This is a genomic window from Citromicrobium bathyomarinum (assembly GCA_001306305.2).
Lineage (GTDB): Bacteria > Pseudomonadota > Alphaproteobacteria > Sphingomonadales > Sphingomonadaceae > Alteriqipengyuania > Alteriqipengyuania bathyomarina.
Genome location: CP155577.1, coordinates 2944724 through 2970763, shown reverse-complemented (window position 1 = coordinate 2970763; position 26040 = coordinate 2944724). Strand labels below are relative to the sequence as shown.

The following is a 26040-nucleotide window of genomic DNA, read 5'->3' as shown; positions in this document are numbered from 1 at the left end:
GAGGGGCGGAGGGTTGGCTGGGGGAGACCCTAACAGCGATCGTCACGGGAATATGGCCGCGCGGCTTGCTAGTCGCGAGAGAGTGCCGGGCGCTATTCGTCTTGAAGCCCGGCGAAAAACCGGGACAAATGGTGGCTTCGGCGCGGCTATGTGGGTCGAGGGGGAGGGAAGGAAGCGGCGATATGAAGATACTCTACGTCGAAGACGATCCGCGCGCGGCCCGCGAGATGGAAGACATCGTCCGCCGCGAAGGCGACACGATCGCGGTCGAGACCAATGGCGCGGACGGCCTCAAGCGGGCGGGGCTCGAATCCTTCGACGTGATCGTGATGGACCGGATGCTGGGCGATGCCGACGGGCTGGACATCATCCGCCGCCTGCGCGGCAGCGCGATCAGCACGCCGATCCTGATGCTGAGCGCGCTCGGCCGGACGAGCGAGCGGGCCGAGGGGCTGGAGGCAGGGGCCGACGATTACCTCGCCAAGCCGTTCGAGGCGATCGAGCTGGTCGCGCGGGTGCGCGCGCTGCACCGGCGCGCGTCGGGGCGCGAACACAGCGCGGTGATCCTGTTCGGTGCCTTCGAATGCCACGTGAAGGCGCGCACCGCGTTTCGCGACAACCGGCACATTCCGCTCAGCCCCCGCGAGTTCGAGCTGTTCCGCTATTTCATGGAAAACGCGGGCGAGGTTGTGACCCGCGAGATGCTGCTGCGCGATGTGTGGAACATGTCGTTCGATCCGCAGACCAATGTGGTCGACGTCAATATCGGTCGCCTGCGGCGCAAGCTTGAGGAGGGGTTCGACAGTCCTGCACTCGAAACCGTGTGGGGCACCGGATACCGCCTGTTGCAGGGGCGCGGCCAATAGTCGCCCCGCGCTCCATCTTCACCCGCATCGTGCTGCTCTCGGCAGTGCTGTCGGCAGTGCTGCTGGCGGGCCTGTGGTGGATCACCGACCAGACCATCCGCGACAGCTTCGCCGCCTCGACGCGTGAAGGGGTGGATGTCGATCTGACCGGTCTGGTCGATATCTACGCGAGCGGTGGGCAGGCCGAGCTGGAACAGCGCATTGCCGACCGGCTGGCGATGGTCCCGATCGACGCCGGGCGCGCGCACTATCTGCTCGCCGACCGGTCCGGAAACCCGATCGCGGGCGATCTGGCGCGCTGGCCCGATCTCGATCCGCAGATCTCCGAAAGCGGAACGATTGCGATCGGCAGCCGCACGCAGGCCTATGCCCGCGCGACGCTGATCTCCGAAGACCTTGCGCTACTGGTCGCCCATGAACCGCCCGATCGCGCCTTTCTGTTAACCCGGGTGGGGCTGGTCTTCCTGCTTGGCGGGGCGGTGTTCGTCGGCTGCATCGCGCTGTTCGCACAAGCCGCGAACGTGCGGGTGCGGGCAAAGGTCGCGCGGGTGGGCGAGGCCTTTCGCCGCAGCGACGAGCCCGCGCTCGACCGGCTGGCCGCGCCCGAGCGGCCCGACGAGATCGACCAGATCGCCAGCCAGGCCTCGCAGGCGGTCAAACGCGCGCGCCAGCTGATGCTCGCCTATCGCGAGACCTCGGAACAGATCGCCCACGAAATCCGCACGCCGCTGATGCATCTCGACAGCCGCATCCAGAAGGCCATCGCGCAGGATCCCGCGCTTGCTGCGCGCGCCAATCTCGTCGAGGCGCGCGGGGACATCAAACGGCTGGTCGCGATGCTGGAGGCGCTGCTCGATATCGCCTCCAGCAAGGCGCAGACCGGCGACACGCGCGGGATGAAGCCGGTCGATTTCAGCGCGAGCGTGCGCCAGATCTGCGAATTGTATCAAGACAGTGCCGACGAAGCGGGCTATCGTTTCGAATGGGACGTCGCGGGAGGGGTGATTGTGCCGGGGGATGAAGCGCAGCTTGGCCGGATCGTGACCAACCTGCTCGACAATGCATTCAAGTATAATCGCCCCGGCGGCGCGATCCGGGTGACGCTGGAACCCGGCCCGCGGCTTGTCGTGACGGACGAAGGCCCCGGCATCGCGCAGGCCGAGCGGGAGAAGGTGTTCGAACGCTTCTATCGCGGCAGGGATACGGATCCGGACATTCAAGGCAGCGGGATGGGACTGGCACTGGCGCGCGCGATTGCGGAGCGCCATCAGCTTTCCCTGCGCGTCGCGCCGACACATTCCGGCGCGACCTTCATTCTCGCCCCGGCGGCGGACATGCGAGACGCGTGATGGCGGTGCGTGGCGGATATCTGCGGGCGTGGCCCGCTCCGGCAGCGGCCATCGTCATGGCGGTGGGTCTTGCCAGCTGCGCCGTCCCGCCCGAGCCTGCTCCATCTGGCGTCGCTCCCGCGCCGAGCGGTGGCATGACCAGCACGGAACGGCTCGCCAATGACCTGATCGAAGCCGACACGGCCTTCGCAGCGAACCAGATGGAGCGGCTGGCAGAGCATGTCCGCGCGATCGAACTGGCCGGGGCGCGGCCATTCGATCCGCCCGGCGAAGCGGCGCTGCAGGCGTGGCGCAGCGCCCTGCCGCCCGAACAGCGACCGATGCGCGGGCGGGTACTCGGCCCGGCCTATATCAGTGGCAGGCTTGCGCCCGGAGGCAAGCTGCGCACCGAGCAGGTGATGCTGGGCGGCAAGCCGGTCAGCGTGGCAGCGGGAACCGCACCGCGAACCGGACTGCGCCTGCGGATCGCGCGGGCGGATGGAAACATGGTGTGCGAACAATCGCCCGCCCACGCGCGCGAGTGCCGCTTTATCCCGGCCTATACGCAGCGCTACCGGATAGAACTGGTCAACTCGGGGGCACGCGATGCGCGCTATCACATCGTATTCGACTAGAGCGGCGATGCTGGCGTCGGCCTGCCTGCTGGTGCTGGCCCCGGCGGCACCGCTGCTGGCGCAGGAGGGCGGTAATCCCTACTCGACCGACCTGTCGCAATATGCGCAGCTGCAAGCGCTCGAAGACCGCGCGACCGATCTCCAGACGAATGGTGCGCAGGATGCGGAGGGCAGGGCGCAGATCATCGCCGCCTGGCAGGCGCTGCAGGAGGCCGCGCAGCGCACGCTGCTGGCCGACGGATCGCCACACCCGCTGGCGCATATCACCAAGATCAGCATCGCCTCCCAGCTCTATCGGCAGGGCGAGATCGACGAAGCGCTCGCCATGGCCGAAGCAGGGGTTGCGGGTGCACAGCCCTACCTCGAAGCATACCCGGCCAAGATGGCCGAGGGGGCCGCGCTGATCGGGCTGCTGCTGACCCAGAAGGGGGAGCCGGAACGTGGCCTCGCCATGGTGGAGAAGACTTATGCCGGGTTTCTGCGGCTGGACCCGGAGGGGCAGAGCGCGGGGTTCTTCACGGCGAAATCCAATCTCGAATTCTCGCTCTCGCAGACGGCCCTGCGCATCGGGCGCACGCAGGAGGCGGTCGATTACCAGAAGGCCAGCCTCGACACGCGCGAGGCCGCGCTTGGGGCCGATCACCCCGACACCATCGCCAGCTATTACAGCTATGCCCAGACGCTGCGCCGCGCGGGCCGGATGGACGAGGCGGAGAGCTTCGCGCGCACCGCCGTCGACGGGGCGATCGCCCATGTCGACCCGTCCGACCCGACCTACGCCCGCGCGTTCGAGATGCTGGGGATCATCCTCGCCAATTCGGGCAGGCCGGTCGAGGCGACGCAGTTCCTGACCCGTGCGCTGGAGCTCAAGCGAGAGCATGAGGGCGCGGACACGCTGATCTTCGGCTACGGCATCCACAATCTGGGCACGATCCTGCTCGAACGGCAGCGTTACGAGGAAGTGCAGCCGCTGTTCACCGAGGCTGAGGCGCTGATGGCGCGCTATCAGGGGCCGGCCAGCGCCTTCCCGATCATGGCGCTTGCCTACAATGGGCAGGCCTCGCTCGCGCTGGGCAAACCGGCCGAAGCGTCCGGGTTGCTCGAGGAAGGGCGCACGCGGCTGGGCGAGGACAGTAGCGATGTGGAGGCGCTGGGGCGGGTCATCCCCGATCTGGTCCGCGCGCGGATGCTGACGGGCGACCGGGATGCAGCGCTGGCTGCTGCGCGTCAGTTCGACGATGCGGTTCGCGCGAGCGAGTCGACCGATGCCTTCGAAATCGCGCTCGCCACGCTGTTGCGCACCTATGCGCAGGGGGATGATCCGGAGGCGCTGGTGGCCGCTGCGGGGCACGTTATCGAGGCGACCCGCCGGTTCGTGAAGCTGGAGGACGGCGCGGCGCTGCCGGTGCGCCACCTGGCGGCGATCGATCTGGTGATGGAAATCGCCGCGCAGCAGGACGACCCGGCTCTGATGCTGTCCGCCATGGCGCTGGTCAGCGATGCCAACCTCGCCCGTGCGACGGGCCGCAGGGCCGCGAAATTGCGCGACGAAAATCCCGACCTCGCCGCCGGACTGCGCGAACTGGACGAGGCGCGCCAGACGCTCGACCGGGCGGACGGGGCGCTGTTGCTGGCGATCGCGCAGGGGCAGCCGACGGACGCTCTGCGGCAGGACTTTGCGCAGGCGCAATCGGCCGGCGAGCAGATCGAACAAAGCCTGCAGCAGCGCTTCCCGCAATGGGCGGCGGCGCGGGTGCTGCCCGAACCCTCTATCGCAGACATGCAGGCGCGGCTGGGCGATGGCCAGGCCGTGCTGGCGGTCACCCCGATCTATTACGGCACCTACGCGCTGCTGGTCAGACCCTCGGGCGCGCGGACGATCCAGCTGTCCGCGACGCGCAAGGATGTGGTCGATCTGGCCAATGCGCTGGGCAGCAGCGTGCGGGTGGGATCGTTCGACGAAGCAGCCTCGCGCAAGCTCGGGCAGGCGCTGTTTCCGGCGGAGGTCATGGCGCAGCTGGGCGAGACTCTCTCGCTCAAGATCTACGCCAACGGTCCGCTCGCTTCGCTCCCCTTCTCGCTGTTGCAGGGGTGGGGTGGGGATGCCGGGAACGGCTGGCTGCTCGACCGTTTTTCGCTCAGCTACCTGTCCGGCCTGTCTGCGTGGGAGCCGGAGGAGCGGAAGCCGGATCAGGGCCCGCTGAGCCTGGTCGCCTTTGCCGCGCCGTCCCCGTTCACCCGGACGGTCCCAGCCCTGGCCACCGCCACGCTCTCGCCCGATGGCGCGCCCGCGCGGATCGCCGACTATTTCTCGCGCACCGCGATCGACGTGAACGCTCTTGCCGCGCTGCCCGCGCTGCCGGGCACCGCGCAGGAGATCCGCTCGATCGCGGCATCCGCTCCGTGGCGCAGCCAGCGCCTCTATATCGGCCCGGATGCGAGCGAGGCGGCGATCCGGCAGGAAGCGACCGCCCGCGCGGAGATCGTGGTGATCGCGACCCACGGCATCGTCGCGGGCGAGATCGAGGGGATTGCGGAGCCCGCGCTGGTGCTTTCGCCCGGCGATGCGCAGGGCGACACCGGGGAAGACGACGGCGTGCTGACCGCAAGCGAGATCGCCCAGCTCGACATGCGGGCGGAATGGATCATCCTGTCATCGTGCGACAGCGCGGCGGGGATGGGCGGCGGGCTGCCCGCATTCTCCGGCCTTGCGCAGGCCTTCCGGCAGGCGGGCGCGCGCGATCTGTTGGTGTCCCATTGGAAGGTGCGCGACGACATTGCCGCCTTCGTCAGCTCGCAGGCGGTGCTCAATTACCGCAAGGGCATGTCCAAGACCGACGCGCTGCGCGAAGCGATCCGGACCCTGCGCAAGGACAGCAAGATAGAAGGCGCGGACAGCCCGTTTGCCTGGGCGCCCTTCGTCCTGATCGAGGGGTAGCGGTGCGCGCCTAGTGGCGGCGCAGCGATGCCATGCCGAGCCGCTTGAGCAGCGTGCCGAGAGAGCCGTAATTGGCCTGCGGATAGGCCGAAGTCTCGGGCAGCGCGGCGCTCAGGCGGCGGTGCGCCTCGGGCAGCGAATGGTAGGGCAGGCGGGGCAGCAGGTGGTGCAGCGCGTGGAAGCGCAGGCCGACCGGTGCCCACAGCACGCCGGGGAAGGCGGCGGGCACGTTGGTGCTGTCGCGATACTGATCGGTCAGCGACAATTGCTCGCCATCATTCTCCCACAGATGCGCGACCAACGTGCGCGTCTGGTTGAGCAGCGCAACGCCCGCGACGACCGCGCAATACAGCGCGAAGGCACGCAGCGGCAGAATGCCGAGCGCGGTGGTCGCAAGGATGGTGACCGCGACCACGCTGGCCGCAGCCTCCTGCACCTTCCAGCGGCGTGCGAAGTCACCCTCGGGCGTGGGGCGGTGGTAGGCCGGGTTCACTTCGAGCGCGGAGAACCGCTCGACGATCACGCGCCGCAGCGGCGGGATCACCCACGACAGCGGGCCGAGAATACCGAAGCGCAGGAACATCAGCGCGGGCATCGCGACCGCGCCGATGGTGAACAGCGGCAGCGTCCACGGGCGCATGTGCGCGAGCGGGAGATATTCGGGATCGCGCTCCGTCCCGTAATGCGCACGCGAGTGGTGGACCGCGTGGATGCCTTCGTAGAGGAACGAGGGCAGCATCAGCGGCGCACCGATCGCGATATTCCACGCGAGGCGGAAGCCGGGCAGCTTGCGATGGTCGAGATGGGTGATCTCGTGAATGAACAGCGCCGCTCGATACAGCGTCAGGATCGAGACCAGCACGAGCGCGGCGGTCAGCCAGGCATTCCCGCTGGCAATCGCGCCGAGCAGCGCGGCATAGCCGATCGCCGCCGATCCGAAGCAATCGCCCCAGTACATCACCGGGTTGGGCGTATGCAGGTCGCGCGTCAGCATTGCTGCCTGACGCAGCATTTCCTTGTCTTCCGATCCGGGGGCAGGGGCTAACAGCATTGTCTTGTCGATCTTCCGTGGGGCGATGGTGGCACTTGCCATGGTCAGTGTCGCAACAGCATCCGCGAAATCGCGGTGTTGAGAGGGGCGAAATGCGCCGCCGCCTCCAGTGCGGCCCGCCGTGCGACATGCGCGCGGGGGCTCTCTGCAGTATATAGGTGCACCAGCAGGTTGGTGCCACTATAAAGCGGCCTGGTGGCCAGCCGATGGCGCGTTTCGTAGCGTCGCAGCAACAGTGGCGATGCGATGGGCCGGTCCTTTTGCGCCGCACCGCGCACCAGCCTGGCGAGCGTGGCCGCCGATTGCAGGCCGAGGTTGAAGCCGTGTGCAGTGACCGGATGCATTCCAACCGCCGCATCGCCGATCAAGGCTGAACTGTCGCTGACGAAGTGGCGCGCATAGGTGGTTGCCAGCGGATAGACGTGCGGTCCGGAGACGAAGCGCATCGTGCCGAGGCGACGGTCGAACCGGTCCTCGATCTCGGCAGCGAGAATTTCGGGCTGATAGGCCGCGATCCGCTCTATCGTGGCGCTCTTCAGGGTCAGCACGGCGGACGACATATGCTCGCCCAGCGGCAGCATCGCGATCGTCTGGCGATGATCGAACCATTCGGTCGCAATGCCGTGATTGGGCTTCTCGTGCGAGAGCCGCACGACCAGCATCGACTTGCCCAGCCGATTGATCTCCGCAGAAATGCCCAGCTGTTCGCGAACCGCGGAAAAGCGCGAATCGGCGGCGACCAGCAGCCGCGCGGTGAGTGTGCGTCCGTCGGCCAGCGTCACCCGCGCACCTGCGCGATCGGCATGGACATGTTCGACCCCGGTACCCGCGAGCAGGGTGACTCCATCCTGCCCCTCCATCGCGTCGAACAGGCTCTGGCGGATCAGATGGTTGGAGACGAGACACCCCAGCCGGTCCTGAGGCCCGCCGTCGGCATCGAAGCCGAGCGCGAGCGGAGAGCGGCCATTATAGACCCGTGCGGCCCGCAGCGCGAAGATCTGGTCGGGCGCGATCCTGTTCCACGCACCGAGCCGCTCCAGCGTGGCGACCGATCGGTGGGTGAGCGCGATTTCCCGCCCATCGACCGGCGGCTCCGCCAGCACCTCTGCCGGCTGCCGTTCGACCAGCGCGACGGTCAGCCCGCTGCCCTCCAGCCCACGGGCAAAGGCAAGTCCGGCGGGCCCGGCCCCGACCACGATGATATCGAAATCGCGCATTGCTGTATCCCTGGATCGCTCGTTTCGGGTGGCGCTAGCGCGGCTGCGGCGCGCGGGCATTGCGCAAGATCAATTCGGGGGTGTCGCGGGGCAGGTGCTTCTCTGGCTCCGGCCGATCTGGCATGGCCGCCGCCATGACCGCCCAACCGCGTAACTCCGTCCCGAGCGCAGCCGATGCTCCGCACTTGCTGGACAAGCTGCACGAAGTTTTCGGATTCCGGTCGTTCCGGGGTGTCCAGCAGCAGGTCGTGGACCGCGTCATGGCGGGCCAGTCGACGCTCGCGGTGATGCCCACAGGCGCGGGCAAATCGCTGACCTACCAGCTGCCCGCGACCATGCTGGAGGGGACCTGCGTGGTCATCAGCCCGCTGATCGCGCTTATGCACGACCAGTTGCGCAGCGCCAGCGCCAACGGGATTCGCGCGGCCACGCTGACCAGCGCTGACGAAAACCGCGCAGAAACGGTCCAGCGCCTGCGCGCTGGCGAGCTCGACCTGCTGTACGTCGCGCCCGAACGCGCGAGCCAGGGCCATTTCCGCGATCTGCTGTCGCAGTGCCGCATTTCTCTGTTCGCGATCGACGAGGCGCATTGCGTGTCCGAATGGGGGCACGATTTCCGGCCCGACTATCGCCTGCTGCGCCCGCTGATGGACCAATTCGCGGACGTGCCGCGCCTCGCGCTGACCGCGACGGCGGATGCGCACACCCGGTCCGACATCCTGACCCAACTGGGGATCGCGCCCGACGGCCTCATCGTCGCGGGGTTCGACCGGCCCAACATCCGCTACACCATTCGTCCGCGAGACTCGCTGACGCAGCAGCTGCGACGCCTGCTCGCGGAGAACCCCGGCCCCGGCATCGTCTACGCGCAGACCCGCGCCGCGACCGAGCGGCTGGCCGAGTCCTTATCCGACGGAAAACGCGAAGTGCGCTGCTACCATGCGGGCCTGCCGGCTGAGGTACGCGCGGCGAACCAAGCGGCGTTCGTCGCGAGCGAGAACATGGTGATCTGCGCCACGGTCGCCTTCGGGATGGGAATCGACAAGCCCGACGTGCGCTTCGTCGCGCATGCGGGCCTGCCCAAGTCGATCGAGTCCTATTACCAGGAAACCGGCCGCGCCGGGCGCGATGGCGACCCGGCATCCGCGGAGCTATTCTGGGGTGCGGACGATTTCGCCAAGGCACGCATGCGCATCGGCGAGGTCGGCGAGGCCCGCCAGCAGGGCGAGCGCACGCGGCTCGCGGCGCTTGGCGCGCTGGTCGAGACTGCCGGATGCCGCCGCGCGATCCTGCTGCGCCATTTCGGCGAGAACCCGCCCGAGACCTGCGGCAATTGCGACAACTGCCTGAACCCTCCCAAGGCGATCGACGCGACGGTGGTGGCGCAGAAATACCTCTCTGCCGTCGCGCGCACGCGGCAGATGTACGGCGCGGGCTATGTCGAAAGCATCCTCACCGGCCAGTCGAGCGAACGCAGCCGGTCGCAGGGGCACGACAAGCTGTCGGTCTTCGGGATCGTCGAGGGGGAGGAAGCCGCGCTGCTCAAGCCAGTCCATCGCGCACTGCTGGTGCGCGGCGCGCTGCTGCCGACCGAGCATGGCGGGATGATGCTGGGCCCCGAGGCGCGGGGTTTTCTCAAGGGTGAACAACCGCTCGATCTGGTCATTCCGCCCAAGCGGGCAGGCGGAAAGCGCGGCAGCCGGGCAGGCTCGGGTCAGGCGCTCAACCCCGTGGACGATCCTCTGTTCGACGCGCTGCGCGCGCTGCGGCGCGACATCGCGAAGGAAAACCAGATTCCGCCCTACGTCATCTTCCACGATTCGGTGCTGCGCGACATGGCCGGCCTGCGCCCGCAGACCCGCGCCCTGCTGGGCGAATTGCCCGGCATAGGGGCGAAGAAGCTTGAGGCCTATGGGGACGCGTTTCTGGAGGTGATCCGCCAGCACGAGCGCTAGCTCGGCCAGAAAGTCCCGAATTCCAGCCCAACCGCGATTCCGGTCATTGGGGCCGGGCGACAGTGCTGCTATGGGCCCGCGATGCTTACGATCGACGGTATCACTGTCCGGCTTGGCGGCCGGCCCATTCTCGAACGCGCCAGCGCGACGATTCCGCAGGGCGCGCGGGTCGGGCTGATCGGCCGCAACGGGGCAGGCAAGTCGACCCTGATGAAGACCCTGATCGGCGAGATCGAGCCCGACGACGGATCGATCGGCAAGCCGTCCAAGGCACGCGTCGGCTATATCGCACAGGAAGCACCCGATGGCGCGATCACGCCGGAAGAAGCCGTGCTTGCCGCCGATGTCGAGCGCGCCAGTCTGCTCCAAGAGGCGGACACCTGCACCGATGTCAATCGGCTTGGCGAAGTGCACGAGCGACTGCTGGCGATCGACGCCTATACCGCGCCCGCGCGCGCGGCGAAGATCCTCAGCGGGCTGGGCTTCGATGAAGAGATGCAGCACCGCCCGCTCTCCAGCTTCTCGGGCGGGTGGAAGATGCGCGTCGCGCTGGGTGCGCTGCTGTTCTCCGAACCCGACATTCTGCTGCTCGACGAGCCGTCCAACCACCTCGATCTCGAAGCGACGCTGTGGCTGGAGAACTTCCTCAAGTCCTACCCCGCCACCCTGCTGGTCATCAGCCACGAACGCGATCTGCTGAACAATGTGGTCGACCACATCCTTCACCTGCAGGGCGGCCAGCTGACGATCTATAGCGGCGGCTACGACGCGTTCGAGAAGCAGCGGGCCGAGCGCGCGGCGCAGCTGGAGTCGGCCAAGGCCGCGCAGGATGCGCAGCGTGCGCGCCTGCAGGACTATGTCGCGCGCAACAGCGCCCGCGCGTCCACCGCCAAACAGGCGCAGGCGCGCGCGAAAATGCTCGCCAAGATGCAGCCGATCGCCGCGCTGATGGAAGACCCCTCGCTCAGCTTCGAGTTTCCCTCGCCCGGCGAATTGCGCTCTCCGATGATCACGCTCGACGGGGCGGCGGTCGCCTATGGGGAGGCCCCGCCGATCCTCAAGCGGCTCAACATGCGGATCGACGCAGACGATCGGATCGGGCTGCTGGGGCGCAACGGAAACGGCAAGACCACGCTCGCGCGCCTGCTGTCCTCGCAGCTCGACCCGGTCGAAGGCGCGATGAACGCGCCCGGCAAGCTGAAGGTCGGCTATTTCACCCAGTACCAGGTGGAAGAGCTCGCCAGCGACGAAACGCCGCTGGAGCTGATGTCGCGCGCGATGGAGGGCAAGACGCCCGCCGCGGTGCGCGCACAGCTGGGCCGCTTCGGCTTCTCCGGCCCGCGCGCGACGCAGAAGGTGGAGAAGCTTTCTGGCGGGGAGCGTGCGCGGCTGGCGCTGGCGCTGATCACCCGCGACGCGCCGCATCTGCTGATCCTCGACGAGCCGACCAACCACCTCGACGTCGATGCGCGCGAAGCGCTGGTGCAGGCGCTGAACGACTATTCGGGCGCGGTCATCCTGATCAGCCACGACCGCCACATGGTCGAGCTGACGGCGGATCGCCTGATGCTGGTCGATGGCGGCACCGCCAAGGAATATTCGGGCAGCATGGACGACTACATCGACTTCGTGATGGGCCGTAACCAGCCGAAGCAGCCGTCCGGCTCGGGCGCGGCAAAGCCTGCCCCGGCCAACCCCGGCAAGACCCGGGCGAAGGCTCGCTTCCTCAAGTCCGAACTGGCATCCGCCGAGAAAGCGATGACCAAGCTGGAAGCGAGCCTGTCGCAAATCGACGAGGCAATGTGCGATCCTGCCAGCGCGCCCGCGCACCTTGCAGACATTGCGATGGACGACCTGCTAATCCGGCGCGCCGAGGTGAGCGAGAGGTTGGCGAAGGCCGAAGCCGAATGGCTCGCGCTGGGCGAGCAGATCGAATCACTGGAAGACGCTTAGCGGCCAAGCGATAGGGCGCTTTGGCGTCGCAAAAGCCTGGCTGGGGTGGCAGGATTCGAACCTGCGCATGCCGGTACCAAAAACCGGTGCCTTACCGCTTGGCTACACCCCATCAGCAGGCGAGTGCGCCCCTATAGCGTTGCGAACGGCAATGTGAAGGGGTGCCATGGTGCAGCGGGCACGGTAAGCCGTGACGATGACCGATCTCGCCACTGCCCGCCAAATCCTCGACACGCTGATCGGGTTCGACACGACCTCTCGCAACAGCAATCTCGCGCTGATCGAATGGGTCGAGGCGTATCTCGCCCGCCACGGCGTCGAATCGCAGCGGGTGCCCAACCAAGACGGGCGCAAGGCGAACCTGTTCGCAATCTGCGGGCCGAAGGTCGAAGGCGGGGTGATCCTGTCGGGACACACCGATGTGGTCCCTGTCGGCGGGCAGGACTGGTCAAGCGATCCGTGGACCGTGCGCGAGGCGGACGGGAAACTTTTCGGGCGCGGCGTGGCGGACATGAAGGGGTTCATCGCCCTCGCGCTCGCCTTCGTGCCGCGCTTCGTCGCGGGCAAGCTGCCGGTGCATCTGGCGCTGAGCTATGACGAGGAGGTCGGCTGCCAGGGCGCGCCTGCGATGATCGCGCGGATGGCGCAGGATATCCCGTCCCCGCGCCTCGCCATCGTGGGCGAGCCGAGCCTGATGGGCATCATCACCGGGCACAAGGGGATCGCGGTGCACGAGGTCAGCGTGCGCGGACACGCAGCACATTCCTCGTTGGTCGATCACGGGATTTCAGCCAACGCCGTCGCGGTCGGGCTGATGCACGAGCTGCTGGCGCTGGCGGAGGAATTGCGTGCGCGGGCGGCCCCGGACAACGGCTTCGACCCGCCGCAGGCAACGCTGACCATCGGCGTGATGGAGGGTGGCACCGCGTCGAACATCCTTGCCGGGCACGCACGCTTCCAGTTCGACCTGCGCTGCCCGCCGGGCGAGGATGCCGCGGCGATCCTCGCGCCGTTCAAGGCGCGATGCGAGGCGCTGGATGCAGAGTTGAAGGGACGGTTTCCCAACGCTGGCGTGCAGGTGGAGCAGCACGCGGGCACCCCGCCGATGACGCCGCAGGGCAGCGAGGACGCGGTTGCCTTCGTCCGCGCGCTGACGGGTGAGAACGGCGCGCCCGGTCAGGTCGCCTTCGCGGCCGAGGGCGGACAGTTTCAGGCGGCGGGATTCCCGACGGTGATCTGCGGGCCGGGTTCGATCGAACAGGCGCACCAGCCCGATGAGTGGATCGCGCTGTCGGAGCTGGAGAAGGGCGCGGCGTTTATGCAGCGGTTGGCAGAGAGGTTGGGGTAGGGGGCACCCTATCCCTGTACGTCACCCCGGACTTGATCCGGGGTGGTGCTCCCTTGAAGTCCGACAGAAGAAGCACCGACCCCGGGTCAAGCCCGGGGTGACGCCAAACCCGCCTACTCCGGCTTGCTGGGTTTCAGCACCTTGCCCTCGAAGTCCGCTGCCGAGTGGCGTTCGCGCAGCTGCGAATCCTCATCGCCCCACACCTTGGTGACGATCCGGCCGCGCTGCACCGCCGGGCGGGCGGCGATTTCCTCGACCCAGCGCGCAACGTTGGCGTATTCGTCGATCGAGAGGAAGGTCTTCGCGTCGTTGTAGATATTGCCTTCCACGAAGGGCGCGAGCCAGGCGAAGGTGGCGATATCGGCAATCGTGTAATCCTCGCCCGCGAGGAAGCGGCTCTCGCCCAGCCGCTGGTCGGCGACGCTGAAGAGCCGCTTGGTCTCCATCGCGTAGCGGTTGATCGGATATTCGAACTTCTCGGGCGCATAGGCGTAGAAATGGCCGAACCCGCCGCCGATGAAGGGCGCGCTGCCGATCTGCCAGAACAGCCAGCTGAGCATTTCCGCACGTCCCTGCCCGGTGGGCTGGAAGGCGCGGAATTTCTCCGCGAGGTGGAGCAGGATCGCGCCGCTCTCGAACACCCGGATCGCTTCAACCCCGGTCCGGTCGACCAGCGCGGGAATCTTGGAATTGGGATTGATCGCGACGAAGCCGGAGCCAAACTGGTCGCCATCGCCGATATTGATCGTGTAGGCGTCGTATTCCGCCGGATGGCCCGCCTCCAGCAGCTCCTCCAGCATGATCGAGGCCTTCACCCCGTTGGGCGTTGCGAGCGAGTAGAGCTGGAACGGGTTGTCGCCCTTGGGCAGCTCGCGCTGCTCGCGCGCACCGGCGGTGGGGCGGTTGATATTGGCGAACTTTCCGCCGTTCTCCGCATCGTGGGTCCAGACTTTGGGGGGCGTATATTCGCTCATCGGGCAATTCCTTATCGCAAATGGGGCAGGCATCGATGGCGACAAGGTGGGCTCTGCGCAGGCGAGCGCAAGCGCGGCGCACCGCCTGCGCCGGCAAGATGATCTGCGCAGCGCGCAAAGTTTCCTATCGCTTCCGCAGCCGCGCTGGCTGCGAACGGCGATCGCCGGGAACCGCCGCGCGGTGAGGGAGTCGTTCCAACAACACCTCCTGCGGATGTAACCTCATGGAAAAGCTCATTTTCGTCGACGACAGCCTGCCCGGCATCACCCGCAAGGGTGCCGGGCGCGGTTGGGCCTATTACGACCCCGATGGCGAGCTGATCCGCGACGCGGCAGAGCGCGAACGTCTGAATGCGATCGCTCTGCCGCCCGCCTATAGCGATTGCTGGTTCTGCCCCGCGCCCAACGGGCACATCCTTGCCACCGGATACGACACGAAGGGGCGCAAGCAATATCGCTATCACCCGCAATTTCGCGCCAGCCGGGAGAGCGAGAAGTTCGACCGCTGTCTGGCCTTCGGTGCACGCCTGCCGCTATTGAGGAAGCGGGTGGTCGACGATCTGGGTGCGCGCGATCTGGGGCTGGCGCGCGCGCTGGCCGGGGTTGTCCGGCTGCTCGATCTGGGCGCGATCCGGATCGGGAACGATACCTATGCGCGCGACAACGGCAGCTTCGGCGCGACCACGATCAAGAGCCATCACGTGACCGTGCGCGGCAAGACGCTGCGGTTCCGCTTCCGCGCCAAGTCGGGCAAGCACCGCGATCTGGAACTGACCGACACGCATCTGGCGAAGATCGTTCGGCAGATGCAGGATCTGGACGGGCAGGACCTGTTCTCCTTCGTCGATCCTGCCGCAGATGCCGTGCGCGATGTCACCTCCAGCCACGTCAACGCCTATCTGCGCGAGACCATGGGCGAGGATTTCAGCGCCAAGAACTTCCGCACCTGGCATGCCAGCGCGATGGCATTCGGACTGCTGGCGGGGGCGAAGGATGATCTGACCATCAAGACCGTGACGGAAACGGTCGCCGAAAGGCTGGGCAACACCCCGGCTATCACCCGCAAGAGCTATATTCACCCGGCGATCTTCGATCTGATGGACCGGCAGGGCGAATGGCGCGAGGGGCTGCAACTGCCCCGGCGGACCAAGTGGCTCGCGCGCGAGGAGCGCGGGCTGATCGAATTTCTCGAAGATGCGCCGTCTCCGCGCGACATTCTCGCTGCCTGACGTTTTTTTCGCAAAACTAACATGGCGCAATCGCGCCCGCGCAAACTCGATGCTAGGGCGTAGGATAGCATTGTCAGCGCCGAATCTGGTGGGATAGGCGCGGAAGAGGGACGCATTTGCCCAACCATAAGCTGACCGCTGTCGACGCGGCCAATTTCCTGCCACGGAAATTTCCACCGCTTGTCGCGCAAGTGCTCTTCGGGCTTGCGCTGGCGCTGGCGATGATCGGCCTGCGCACGCTGATCGACATCGTCGCTCCCAACGCAGGCCCCTTCGCGCTGGTTTACCCGATGGTGCTGATCGCCACGCTGTTCGGGCGGTTGTTGGCCGGGATCATCTGCCTGATCGTCTCTTTCCTGTGGGCATGGTACGTCGTGCTGCCGTTCCACGGGTCGTTTGCGTTCGAGGTGGCGAGCGATCAGTCGCGCGTGCTGATCAACTTCCTGTCGACCTGCGTGGTGCTGGTCCTCGCCGAGATCTTCCGCGCGGCGGTCCGCGTGCGCGAGGCCGAACTGCACGAATCGCTCGAACGGCGGCGCTGGCTGATGGCCGAGCTGCAGCATCGCACGAAGAACAACTTCGCGCTGGTCGCGAGCATGATCGAATTGCAGAAACGCCGGCAGGACAATCCCGCCGCCGCCGCCGCACTGGAAGCCGCAGCCAATCGCGTGTTCTCCTTCAGCCGCGCCTACGCGCAGCTGGCGGTGGACGGGGCCGACCGCAAGGAAGGCGCGATCGACATGGCGAGTTATCTGGAGGATGTGGTCGACCACCTGGTCCACGCGTCCTTCGACGATAACGTGAAGGTCGAATGCCGGATCGCGCCGATCCCGCTGCCGCGCGACCAGGCGGTGGCGATCGGCCTGTTCCTCAACGAAGCGCTGACCAATGCTGCCAAATACGCCTTCGGCGACGGCCGCGATGGGGAGCTGACCATCGTGCTCTCCGGGTCGACCAATGACTGGCGGCTGGAAGTGCGCGACAATGGCGCGGGCACCGCCGCCAACAGCGATGCCGATGGCGGGCTGGGCAAGAGCCTGATGCGCACCTTCGCGCACCAGGCCGGGGCCGAGCAGGACATCGAAGTCGACGAGCATGGCTGCCGCGTGACGCTGGCGCGCTTGCCGCTGACGGCGTAGCGCGCCCGACCGGGCGGCACGCGAGAGGTTTGGTGCGCCGCCCTTTGTGTGAGCCCTTGTGCCGCGCGCGCCATCCGGGCACACGCTGAGCTACCAATGGGCCAGAGCGCACACCCCTTCTTCGACCTGCACACGCACGGCTTCGTGCGCGTTGCGACCTGCACGCCCTGTGTGCGCCCGGCGGATGTCTCCGGCAATGCCAAGAGCATCGTCCAGATCGCGCGCGACGCGCACGAGGCGGGGGTCGACTTCGCGGTCTATCCCGAACTGTGCGTTACCGGCTACGCGATCGACGATCTGCATCTGCAGAGCGCGGTGATCGATGCGGCCGAAACGGCGGTCGCTCGGATTATCGAGGAAAGCGCCGGGCTGACCCCGGTGCTGGTGATCGGCGCGCCCGTGCGACGCGGATCGCGGCTGTACAACTGCGCGCTCGCGATCTCCAACGGGCGGCTGCTGGGTGTCGTCCCCAAAAGCTACCTGCCCAATTACCGCGAGTTTTACGAGAAGCGGCAGTTTACCCGCGGGCATAATTGCCAGGGGCTCGACGTGACGATCGCAGGGCACGAAGCGCCCTTCGGCACCGATGTGATCTTCGCTGCCGACAACCTGCCGGACTTCGTCTTCGGGATCGAGATCTGCGAGGATTTCTGGGCCCCGCAGCCACCCGGCATGATGGCCGCGATGGCGGGGGCGACGATCCTCGCCAACCTGTCTGCCTCGCCCGTCACCATCGGGCGCGCGAGCGACCGCCACCTGCACTGCGCCTCCAGCTCCAGCCGGGGCATGTGCGCCTATGCCTATTCGGCGAGCGGGCACGGCGAGAGCACCACCGACCTCGCGTGGGACGGGCAGGGCGTGATCTACGAGCTGGGCGAGCTGATGCAGGAAAGCGTGCGGTTCGATCGCGGCGCGGAGCTGTGCGTGATCGACATCGACACGCAGCGGATCGTCAACAACCGCACCCAGAACGGCACCTTCCACGATGCGAGCGAGGCGGCGGGCCGCCCCGAAGACTGGTATCGCCGCGTGGGCTTCACCCACAATATGCGCGCCGCGGAGACCGTGGGCGGATGGGGCCTGAAGCGCCCGGTGCGCCGCTTCCCCTTCGTGCCCGACGATCCCGATACCCTGCACGAGGACTGCTACGAGGCGGTCAACATCCAGGTCGATGCGCTGATGCGGCGGATCGAGGCGACCAGGCCGAAGAGCCTCGTTCTCGGCATTTCGGGCGGGCTCGATTCGACCCACGCGCTGCTGGTCGCGTGCGTTGCGTGCGACCGGCTGGGCCTGCCGCGCGAGACCATCCGCGGCTATACCATGCCCGGCTTCGGCACCTCCGACCGGACGAAGGACAATGCGCTCAAACTGATGGACGCGGCGGGGATCACTGCCGAGACGATCGACATCGTGCCCGCAGCGCAGCTTATGCTGAAAGACATCGGTCACCCCTTCGCCGACGGGAAGGAGGTGTACGACACCACGTTCGAGAACGTGCAGGCGGGGCTGCGCACCGATTACCTGTTCCGGCTGGCGGGCCACCACGGCGGCTTCGTGATCGGCACCGGCGACCTGTCCGAACTGGCGCTGGGCTGGTGCACCTACGGCGTGGGCGACCAGATGAGCCATTACGGCGTCAATTCGGGCGTGCCCAAGACGCTGATCCAGTACCTGATGCGCTGGATGATCGAGACCGACCAGTTCAGCCACGACCTGAACGAGGTGCTGGAGGATGTGCTGGGGACCGAGATCAGCCCCGAACTGGTGCCCGCAGGGGCCGACGGCGCGATCCAGAGCACCGAGGACCATATCGGCCCCTATGCGCTGCACGATTTCTTCCTTCACCACATCGCCCGCCACGGCCAGTCGCCCAGCCATGTCGCGTTTCTGGCGTGGCATGCGTGGAAGGACGCTGAGAGCGGAAAGTGGCCGCTGGGCTTCCCCGACGAGGCGAAGCAGGCATACGACCTCGCGACGATCCGCAAGTGGCTGGCCGTGTTCTGCCGCCGCTTCTTCGGCTTCAGCCAGTTCAAGCGCAGCGCGATGCCCAACGGTCCCAAGGTCTCGATGGGCGGGGCGCTGAGCCCGCGCGGCGACTGGCGCGCACCCAGCGATGCGGTCGCCGACCTGTGGCTGGCAGAGATCGAAGCGAACATCCCGGAAAGCTAGCGGTTAATCAGCAATTCATGCGCCCGGGCTGAGTTTCGCGGCCAGCAGGGAGACAGTCATGAACAAGCCTCATCGCCTTCTGGTTGCCGCCACTCCGGTGCTCGCTCTCGCGCTTGGCGCGTGCGCCGACACCGGCATGGGCCGCGTCGCGCTCCCCAATACGGGCTCCTATCAGGAGCTGCGCAGTGCGCCGGGTCCGGACGAGAACGCCGTCGCGGTGCTGAGCGATCTGCGCAAGACCGACAGCGAGTTCGACAAGCTGCGCGAGAGCGGACAGCTGACCAAGCGCGAGAAGCGCAAGCTCGACCGCGCACAAGCGACGGTCGGCCTGCTGGCGGCGAGTTACGGTGAGGATGGCGTGGTGACGGACGCGGAACGCCGGGAGATGGATGTCTACTCGCGCGCGATGCAGGATCTGGCCGCGATCGAGGCACCGAAGTCTCCGAAGAAGTAACGCGCCCACGCTCTGCCGGGTGGTCCGCTATGCGTGCGCCTGCCGCGGTAGGCCGATTTGCCCCGCACCCTGCCTGCCGCTAACGCGCCGACCATGCCCGCCCGCACGATTCTCCTGCTGATCCTCGTGAATTTGCTCTGGGCGCTCAACGTGGTGGTCAGCAAGGTCGCGGTGGACGATCTGGGAATGCCGCCGCTGTTCTACGCCGCGCTGCGCGCACTGCTGACCCTGCTGGTGCTGTTCCAGCTGCTGCGCCCGCTCCCGCGCAACTGGCCGCTGGTCGCTGCCGTCGGGCTTGCCATCGGCGGCGGGTCTTTCGCGCTGTTCGCGATCGGCCTGTCCTATGCCGATCCGTCGACCGCCGGGATCGTCAGCCTGTCGGGCGCACCGATGACCGTGCTGCTGGCGATCGTGCTGCTGGGCGAGGATGTCGGCTGGCGGCGCGGGGTCGGCATTGCGCTGGCGATCGGCGGGGTGGTGATCGCGATCTCATCCCCCTCGGGCCTTCAGAGTTCGGCCGGGCTCGGCTGGATCGGGCTGTCGTGCCTCGTCGGGGCGCTGGGCTCGGTTTACGTCAAGAAGATCGACGTCGGGGGCAAGCCGTTGCAGGCGTGGTCCGCGCTCGCATCTTTCGTGGTGCTGCTGCCTTTCTCGCTCGCGACCGAGCGCGATCTGGTCGCGCCGCTCGCAGCGCATCCCTGGCAGGTGCTCGGCTGCCTGATCTTCGCCGGGCTGGTGGTGTCGGTCTACGCTCATGTGATCTACTTCAACGCGCTGAAGGATCACGATGCCAACCTGGTCGTGCCTTTCACCCTGCTGCATCCGCTGATGACAGTGGCGCTGGGCGCGTGGCTGACGGGCGATCCTGTTGGCGTTCCCCTGCTCGTGGGCGGCGCGATCGCGGTGGCGGGGGTGTCGATTCTGGTCCTGCGGCCCAGCGAGACCTTCACGAAAAGGTTTCTCGTGCGCTCGAGACTCTAGCGCGAACAACGCCTTAACCAGTTCCCCGCTACAATGGGGCGATGCGACCTGAACTGGGAATCCACGCCAGTCTCGACGAGGAGATCGAGCATGCTGCCGAAAGGGGGCTGCCCTTTCGTGCGTGGCCCGAACCGCTCAGGCAGATGTGGTATTCGCACAAGATGGGCCGCCGCCGGCGTGAGCTGGCGTTTCTCAACGCCATCGGGCTGATATGGTGTATCGGGTGCCTGCTGCTCGACTATGCGGCCGGGCCCCAGGTTTTCGAGGCCGCGCTGCCCCTGCGGCTGGGACTCGTCGCTCCGCTCTATCTGCTGGCCATCGCAGCGGCATTCTATGGCAGCTGGCAAGCGCAGCGCTGGAGCACGCTTCTTGCAATTCCGGCGTTCGTCGGCGTGGCGGGCTATCTCGGAATGCATGTCGCGATTCGCGAGATGCAGGAATATGTGATGGCATCGGGCCTGCTTTTGGCGATGGCGGTCGTCGTTCTTCCGCTGCGGTTGCCATGGCTGGCGCTGATGGCCGCGTTGTCGATTGCAGTCCTGTGGGGCGTGTGGGCATCGACCCCGGAGCTTGGGCAGGAGGCCGCCGTCCTGGTCGGTTTCATCAGTGCCAGCGGAGCGATGAGCCTGCTGCTGCCCCTGCGCACCGCCCATTTGAAAGATCGCAACTTTCTCTATGCACTGCGCGCGCAAGTCGCCTCGCGCAGGCTGATGGAGGCGAACGAGCGACTGCGGGCGTTATCCGACATGGATGAGTTGACCGGTCTGCCCAACCGCCGCCACCTGGAGCGCGTGTTCCATACCGTCTTCGAAACCTCGCTCGCTGCCGACACGGAGCTGGCGGTGGTGATGATCGACGTCGATCACTTCAAGCGGTTCAACGATACCTACGGTCATATCGCGGGCGACCGCACGCTGGTGCAGGTCGCCCGGCTTCTGGAGAAAGATCTCTCCGGCGAGGGGCGGACCGTGGCGCGCTTCGGCGGAGAGGAATTCATCGCCGTCTTGGAAAACATGGATGAACACGCGGCGCTGACTCTGGCAGACAAGGTTCGCAGCGCAATAGCGAAGCGCTCGATAACCGGCGGCGACCGCCGCCGGTCCGTAACCGTCAGCATGGGCGTGGCGCTGCGCAATCGCGCCGATCGCTCGCCCACCGCAATCATCGAGCGCGCCGATGCCGCACTCTACGAAGCGAAGCAGGCGGGGCGAAACCTTGTGCGGCTTGCAGGGGGCCGAAAGGGCGAGGTGCCTCCGCCGACCTTGGAAAGCCGCGCGTAACGCTGCCTCTGCCTGGGGCGTCAGTTCCCCTAATCGTCTGGTCATGCGGGCCAGGCATGAATGTTGATCTAGCGTCCGACCTTCCACGGTGCTGTCGCCTCTGCGGCTTTCCAGCATGGTTCGAGTGCGCTGACCAGCTGGTTTGCCCATTCTGCCGGAGACCCTTCGGCCACAGGTCCGCTGTACCGGGCGGTCGCGCCATTCCACGAATATTCGACGGTTACGGTATCGGCATGCATTGGCGGCAGAGCGGGACGCGCGTCCGTGATTTCGAACGGGAACCAATCGGCACGTAGTCTGGGGAGGATCAGATGGCGGGCCGTCGGGCACGATGACACGTCGGCTTCCAGCCATTGTGCGCCTGCGCCGGACAGATGCTCGGCAATCGAAGCCCGGCTGAACGCGCCCCGCCGGCGAAGCTCGCCTAGCAGCGCGGTTGCTGCCCATCGCGGCCGCTGCTCGTTGGGGAGTTCGGCTGCGCGGACCATGCGGGCGGCGATCCTGGTTGCGCAGGTCCGATCGCTCTGCGGCCCTTGGCAAATCCAGTCGTATTTCAGGGCGAATGCATAGACGGGATAATCGTAATCATCGCCACCATAATAGGCGGTAAGAAATGGTCTGGAGCCGCCTTCTGATTCGAAAAAGCGCCTGCCGTCGAATGCCAAGGCCTTCACCGTCTGCCCAATCTCGTACAGAGTGGGGCCCTCGGTTTCGAGCGGCGGCGTCTCCTGCGCATGCACCGGTGAAGTGGCTGCTATCGTGCACGAGAGTGCAGCAAGTGTGCAAAGAGGAGCGAGCGACTTCACCGTTTCACCATGCATCGGCATTGTGACGGGCGCACGACCTCAGTCCAGCTTCATCACCCAGCCATGCGGATCGGGCGCGGTGCCCATCTGCACGCCGACCAGACGGTCGCGCATCTTCTGCGTCAGCTGGCCGGTGCCTCCGGTGCCGATGGTGAATGTGCCGTCGGGCCCGTTGACGCTGCCCACCGGGGTGACGACCGCGGCGGTGCCGCAGGCGAAGGTCTCGATCAGGTCGCCCTTGGCCGCATCGGCGTGCCACTGGTCGATCGAATAGGGCTCCTCACGCACCTGCAGGCCTTCGTCGCGTAGCATCTGGATCAGGCTGTCGCGGGTGATGCCGGGCAGGATCGTGCCGGTCAGCGGCGGGGTGATCGCACTGCCATCCTTGAACACGAAGAACAGGTTCATCCCGCCCAGTTCCTCGATCCATTTCTTCTCGACTGCATCGAGGAAGACGGTCTGCTGGCAGCCCTGCTTCGTCCCCTCGGCCAGCGGCACGAGGCTGGCGGCGTAGTTGCCACCGGTCTTTGCCGCACCGGTGCCGCCGGGGGCCGCGCGCGTGTGATCGCGGCTGACCCACACGTCGACCGGCTTCACGCCCGACTTGAAATAGCTGCCCACCGGGCTGGCGATCAGGCAGTAGAGATATTCGCGCGCCGGGCGCACGCCGAGGAAGGCTTCGGTCGCGAACATGAAGGGCCGCAGGTAGAGCGATCCGCCTTCGACCGTCGGCATCCAGTCGCGGTCCTTGGCGACCAGCTGGCGGATCGATTCGAGGAACAGTTCCTCGGGCAGTTCGGGCATCGCCATCCGGCGCGCGCTGGCGTTGAGGCGGCGCGCGTTCTGTTCGGGCCGGAACAGCGCGACGGAATCATCCTCCCAGCGGTAGGCCTTCATGCCTTCGAAGATTTCCTGAGCATAGTGCAGCACGGCGGCGGCGGGATCGAGCGGGATCGGTTCGCGCGGGCACAGCTTCGCATCGTGCCAGCCATCCTCGCCGCGCTCTACCCGGGCGGCGTCGAAGGCAATCGTCACCATGTGATCGGTGAAGATCGACCCGAATCCGGGGTCCGCCAATGCCTCGTCGCGCGTCTCGGACGGGACGGGGGCGGGGTGGGGCAGGTGGGCGAAATCGGTCATCGGCGCGTCGGCCATAGGGCTCATATCTCCTTGGCCGAGGCGGTTATGCGCGTGCACCGCCCGGGGCAAGGGGTTTTGCAAAAAATTTCACGATTGAGGCAAAAAACTTTTCATAAGTTACGCGCCTGCAGCAAATGAAAAGGGCAGCCTCTGCCCGTCGGAGAGACTGCCCTTTCATGGTCAGCGGCCAGGAAGTGCCGCTCACGAAGCCTCTAAGGGTATGCGACTTTACCGATAGTGCTCCGCGCGGAAACTTGCCGACCTCTCTGCTGAACCATGAGACATCGGATCACCTCCTTTCGCGCTTGTAAGCCAAGACCCGCACCGTATCACCGGGGGCCGAGAAGCGACGTGGGCCGTCGCCCTCAAGCACCTTTTTGAGTCATGCGATTCGCCAGCACAAGCCTTGTAAATATGTTTTTCCCCGTCATACTTGCACGCTCGCGAAAACAGCGGCGACGCGGCGTAAACCGCGCCGGGCCGGCTTGTCTCACCTTGCCCAAATCGACGGTTCTTCGCCAGCAGCGCAGTGCGCCTAGCGGCAATCCTCGATCACCCGCGTCACTTCTGCCCAGGCGGGCACGTAGAGGCCGGGCTCGCCTTCCACTTCCACCGCGAAACGCCCGCGCGTGATCGCCATCGCGTCGAGCAGCGGGTCGCGCGCGTCCAGCGTCGTCAGCACCCGTGCAGGCGAGCCCGAGGCGGGCTTCGCCATCATCGGGCGCGAGGCTGTCTCGGTGCTGATCCGCATCGCGACCTCGCCCTGCTTGGCAGCCGACGTCGCGCGCACGATGCCGATCTTGCGGGTGGCGACCTCGCACACGATGGCCAGCTTGGTCGCGCCGGGCGTGCCGAAGATTGCCAGCGTTTCGCCAGGCTCGACCAGATAGCTCCAGTCGCCCGGCGTCTGCGGGCGGTCGATCCAGTTCTCCGCCGGCGGCGGGACGGGCTGCGGCGTGGGAGCCGGGGGCGGCGGCGGAGCGGGTACCGGCGCGGGTGGCGGAGGCTCTGGCGTCTGGCAGCAGGTCACCGCCAGCAGCGAGAGGGCCAGGGCGATACGGGCGGGGGAAAAGACGCGGGGTTTGCTCATGCCCCTGATAATGCGCTTGGACGCCGGACGGGTCCATGATTATCACGCCCGCCATGGCGAAGAAGATGCGTGTCGATCAGCTGCTGGTGTCCCGCGGCCTCGCGGAGAGCCGCGCGCGGGCGCAGGCGCTGGTGATGGCGGGCGTGGTGTTTGCAGGCGAGACCAAGATCGCCAAGCCCGGCCAGCCACTCGCCGAGGATGCCGAGCTGGAGGTGCGCGGGCGCGATCATCCATGGGTCAGCCGGGGCGGGATGAAGCTGGCCCACGCGCTCGACGCATTCGATCTCGACCCGACCGGCGCGGTTGCAATGGATATCGGCAGCTCGACCGGCGGGTTTACCGACGTGCTGCTGCAACGCGGCGCGGCGCGCGTGTTCGCGGTCGACAGCGGGACCAACCAGCTCGCGTGGAAGCTGCGGCAGGACGAGCGCGTGACCGTGCTCGAACAGACCAGCGCGCGCATCCTCACCCCCGAACAGATCGATGCCCTCTGCAACTGGGTGGTGTGCGATGCCAGCTTCATCGGCATGGCCAAGGTGCTGGAACGCCCGCTGGAACTCGCCGCCCCGCAATGCCGTCTCGTCTCCCTCATCAAACCGCAATTCGAGGTCGGGCGCGAGGAAGTCGGCAAGGGCGGTGTGGTGCGCGACCCGGCGCTGCATGCGCGGGTGTGCGACGAGGCGCGCGCGTGGCTCGAATCGAGCGGCTGGCAGGTGCAGGGAATCGTCGAAAGCCCGATCACCGGGCCCAAGGGCAATGTCGAATTCCTGATCAGCGCATCGCGCGGTTAATGGTAAACGCGGCCCGCGTGCCAATTCGGTATAATGTCTGCAACTTGCTTGTTGTTAAGGTATACGCCCGGCAAGGCGAATCGCAGATATTCCCCGTTTGGAGGTTTGATGACCACGCTGGCCTCACGCGCGCAGCTGCGCGCTAGCTTTATCCGCTGGGCGCTGTTCTGCGTTCCTGCCATTGTTTTGCTTGGCTTCCTTTCGGGCCAGCTGGCTGGAACGGGGGAGGGCGATCCTTGGTTCGCCGCGTTGGCCAAGCCCGATTTCTATCCCGATGCATCGTTGTTCCCGATCGTGTGGGGCATCCTTTACGTGATGATGGGCCTTGCCTTCGCGCTGGTCTGCTCCGCCTGGGGCGCCAAGGGCCGGGGCATTGCGATCGCCGCCTTCATCGTCCAGTTCGCGCTCAACCTCGCGTGGACCCCGCTGTTCTTCGGCCAGCACGAGATCACCTATGCGCTGATCGTGATCGTCGCGATGGCGGTGATGATCCTGATCACGATGATCCTGTTCCTGCGCGTACGGAAGATCGCGGCGCTGCTGCTGGTGCCCTATCTCGCCTGGGTCTGCTTCGCCGCGTATCTCAATTACGAGATACGTGAGCTCAACCCCCAAGCCGACGGAGCCGACACGACCGGCGCGATCCAGCGGATCGATCTTTAACGGCGGAGCGCGCGGGGCTCTGGACAAACCGGA

21 protein-coding genes and 1 tRNA gene are annotated in these 26040 nt (G+C 66.7%); 15 read left to right on the top strand and 7 right to left on the bottom strand.

Annotated features, from left to right (window positions below):
* The first annotated feature begins 182 nt into the window (after positions 1–182).
* From VO57_014805 to VO57_014790, 4 genes are read left to right on the top strand one after another with little or no spacing between them, the layout of a single operon-like run.
* On the top strand, positions 183–866 hold the full coding sequence (locus tag VO57_014805) for a response regulator transcription factor (GenBank protein ID XBL69385.1): 684 nt from the start codon (positions 183–185) through the stop codon (positions 864–866).
* Entirely contained in the window at positions 824–2215 is a 1392-nt protein-coding gene (locus VO57_014800) for a HAMP domain-containing sensor histidine kinase (protein XBL69384.1), read from the top strand. Before VO57_014805 ends, VO57_014800 begins: the two co-directional genes overlap by 43 nt.
* Positions 2215–2829 carry a hypothetical protein gene (locus VO57_014795; GenBank protein ID XBL69383.1) on the top strand — a complete coding sequence of 205 codons (615 nt, stop codon included), beginning with the start codon at positions 2215–2217 and terminating at the stop codon, positions 2827–2829. The genes VO57_014800 and VO57_014795 overlap by 1 nt, the downstream gene beginning before the upstream one ends.
* A complete protein-coding gene (locus VO57_014790) occupies positions 2801–5767 on the top strand; it encodes a CHAT domain-containing tetratricopeptide repeat protein (protein ID XBL69382.1) in 2967 nt (988 codons plus the stop codon). Before VO57_014795 ends, VO57_014790 begins: the two co-directional genes overlap by 29 nt.
* Before the next feature lie 10 nt (positions 5768–5777).
* Here VO57_014790 and VO57_014785 read toward each other — a convergent pair whose 3' ends face one another.
* Both VO57_014785 and ubiM read right to left on the bottom strand, forming a co-directional pair.
* On the bottom strand, positions 5778–6860 hold the full coding sequence (locus VO57_014785) for a fatty acid desaturase (GenBank protein XBL69381.1): 1083 nt from the start codon (positions 6858–6860) through the stop codon (positions 5778–5780).
* 2 nt (positions 6861–6862) lie between these two features.
* Positions 6863–8035, bottom strand: a complete 1173-nt coding sequence (ubiM, locus tag VO57_014780) for a 5-demethoxyubiquinol-8 5-hydroxylase UbiM (protein XBL69380.1) — start codon at positions 8033–8035, stop codon at positions 6863–6865.
* A gap of 134 nt (positions 8036–8169) precedes the next feature.
* On the opposite strand from ubiM, the gene recQ reads away from it, so the two are divergent.
* Both recQ and VO57_014770 read left to right on the top strand, forming a co-directional pair.
* Entirely contained in the window at positions 8170–9990 is a 1821-nt protein-coding gene (gene recQ / locus VO57_014775; protein ID XBL69379.1) for a DNA helicase RecQ, read from the top strand.
* An 81-nt stretch (positions 9991–10071) separates the two neighbouring features.
* Positions 10072–11943, top strand: a complete 1872-nt coding sequence (locus tag VO57_014770; protein ID XBL69378.1) for an ABC-F family ATP-binding cassette domain-containing protein — start codon at positions 10072–10074, stop codon at positions 11941–11943.
* Between the two features lie 37 nt (positions 11944–11980).
* Here VO57_014770 and VO57_014765 read toward each other — a convergent pair.
* Positions 11981–12055, bottom strand: a tRNA-Gln gene (locus VO57_014765).
* An 84-nt stretch (positions 12056–12139) separates the two neighbouring features.
* Between VO57_014765 and argE the strand changes: the two genes are divergently transcribed.
* Positions 12140–13291 carry an acetylornithine deacetylase gene (argE, locus tag VO57_014760; GenBank protein XBL69377.1) on the top strand — a complete coding sequence of 384 codons (1152 nt, stop codon included), beginning with the start codon at positions 12140–12142 and terminating at the stop codon, positions 13289–13291.
* A 113-nt stretch (positions 13292–13404) separates the two neighbouring features.
* Here the strand turns inward: argE and yghU are convergent, their stop codons facing one another.
* The gene (gene yghU / locus VO57_014755) at positions 13405–14265 is read right to left on the bottom strand and encodes a glutathione-dependent disulfide-bond oxidoreductase (protein XBL69376.1); all 861 of its coding nucleotides are present in this window, start codon (positions 14263–14265) and stop codon (positions 13405–13407) included.
* A gap of 224 nt (positions 14266–14489) precedes the next feature.
* Between yghU and VO57_014750 the strand changes: the two genes are divergently transcribed.
* The 6 genes from VO57_014750 (at position 14490) to VO57_014725 (ending at position 21517) form a co-directional block, all read left to right on the top strand.
* Positions 14490–15494 carry a DNA topoisomerase IB gene (locus tag VO57_014750; GenBank protein ID XBL69375.1) on the top strand — a complete coding sequence of 335 codons (1005 nt, stop codon included), beginning with the start codon at positions 14490–14492 and terminating at the stop codon, positions 15492–15494.
* A gap of 116 nt (positions 15495–15610) precedes the next feature.
* Positions 15611–16633, top strand: a complete 1023-nt coding sequence (locus VO57_014745; GenBank protein XBL69374.1) for a histidine kinase dimerization/phosphoacceptor domain -containing protein — start codon at positions 15611–15613, stop codon at positions 16631–16633.
* Between the two features lie 96 nt (positions 16634–16729).
* On the top strand, positions 16730–18802 hold the full coding sequence (locus VO57_014740) for an NAD(+) synthase (GenBank protein XBL69373.1): 2073 nt from the start codon (positions 16730–16732) through the stop codon (positions 18800–18802).
* A 58-nt stretch (positions 18803–18860) separates the two neighbouring features.
* Positions 18861–19256, top strand: a complete 396-nt coding sequence (locus VO57_014735) for a hypothetical protein (protein XBL69372.1) — start codon at positions 18861–18863, stop codon at positions 19254–19256.
* 93 nt (positions 19257–19349) lie between these two features.
* Positions 19350–20237: a DMT family transporter gene (locus tag VO57_014730; GenBank protein XBL69371.1), complete on the top strand. Its 888-nt coding sequence runs from the start codon at positions 19350–19352 to the stop codon at positions 20235–20237.
* 41 nt (positions 20238–20278) lie between these two features.
* Entirely contained in the window at positions 20279–21517 is a 1239-nt protein-coding gene (locus VO57_014725; protein ID XBL69370.1) for a diguanylate cyclase, read from the top strand.
* Positions 21518–21585: 68 nt separating this feature from the next.
* Here the strand turns inward: VO57_014725 and VO57_014720 are convergent, their stop codons facing one another.
* The 3 genes from VO57_014720 to VO57_014710 all read right to left on the bottom strand — a co-directional run bounded on the left by VO57_014720 (position 21586) and on the right by VO57_014710 (position 24553).
* Complete coding sequence (locus VO57_014720) at positions 21586–22257, bottom strand: hypothetical protein (protein XBL69369.1); 672 nt, start codon at positions 22255–22257, stop codon at positions 21586–21588.
* A gap of 105 nt (positions 22258–22362) precedes the next feature.
* Positions 22363–23478, bottom strand: coding sequence for a branched-chain amino acid aminotransferase (locus VO57_014715; GenBank protein XBL69368.1), 1116 nt, complete (start codon positions 23476–23478; stop codon positions 22363–22365).
* A 520-nt stretch (positions 23479–23998) separates the two neighbouring features.
* Entirely contained in the window at positions 23999–24553 is a 555-nt protein-coding gene (locus VO57_014710) for a hypothetical protein (protein XBL69367.1), read from the bottom strand.
* A 35-nt stretch (positions 24554–24588) separates the two neighbouring features.
* On the opposite strand from VO57_014710, the gene VO57_014705 reads away from it, so the two are divergent.
* Entirely contained in the window at positions 24589–25344 is a 756-nt protein-coding gene (locus VO57_014705; protein ID XBL69366.1) for a TlyA family RNA methyltransferase, read from the top strand.
* A gap of 108 nt (positions 25345–25452) precedes the next feature.
* On the top strand, positions 25453–26007 hold the full coding sequence (locus tag VO57_014700; GenBank protein XBL69365.1) for a TspO/MBR family protein: 555 nt from the start codon (positions 25453–25455) through the stop codon (positions 26005–26007).
* Positions 26008–26040 lie beyond the last annotated feature (33 nt).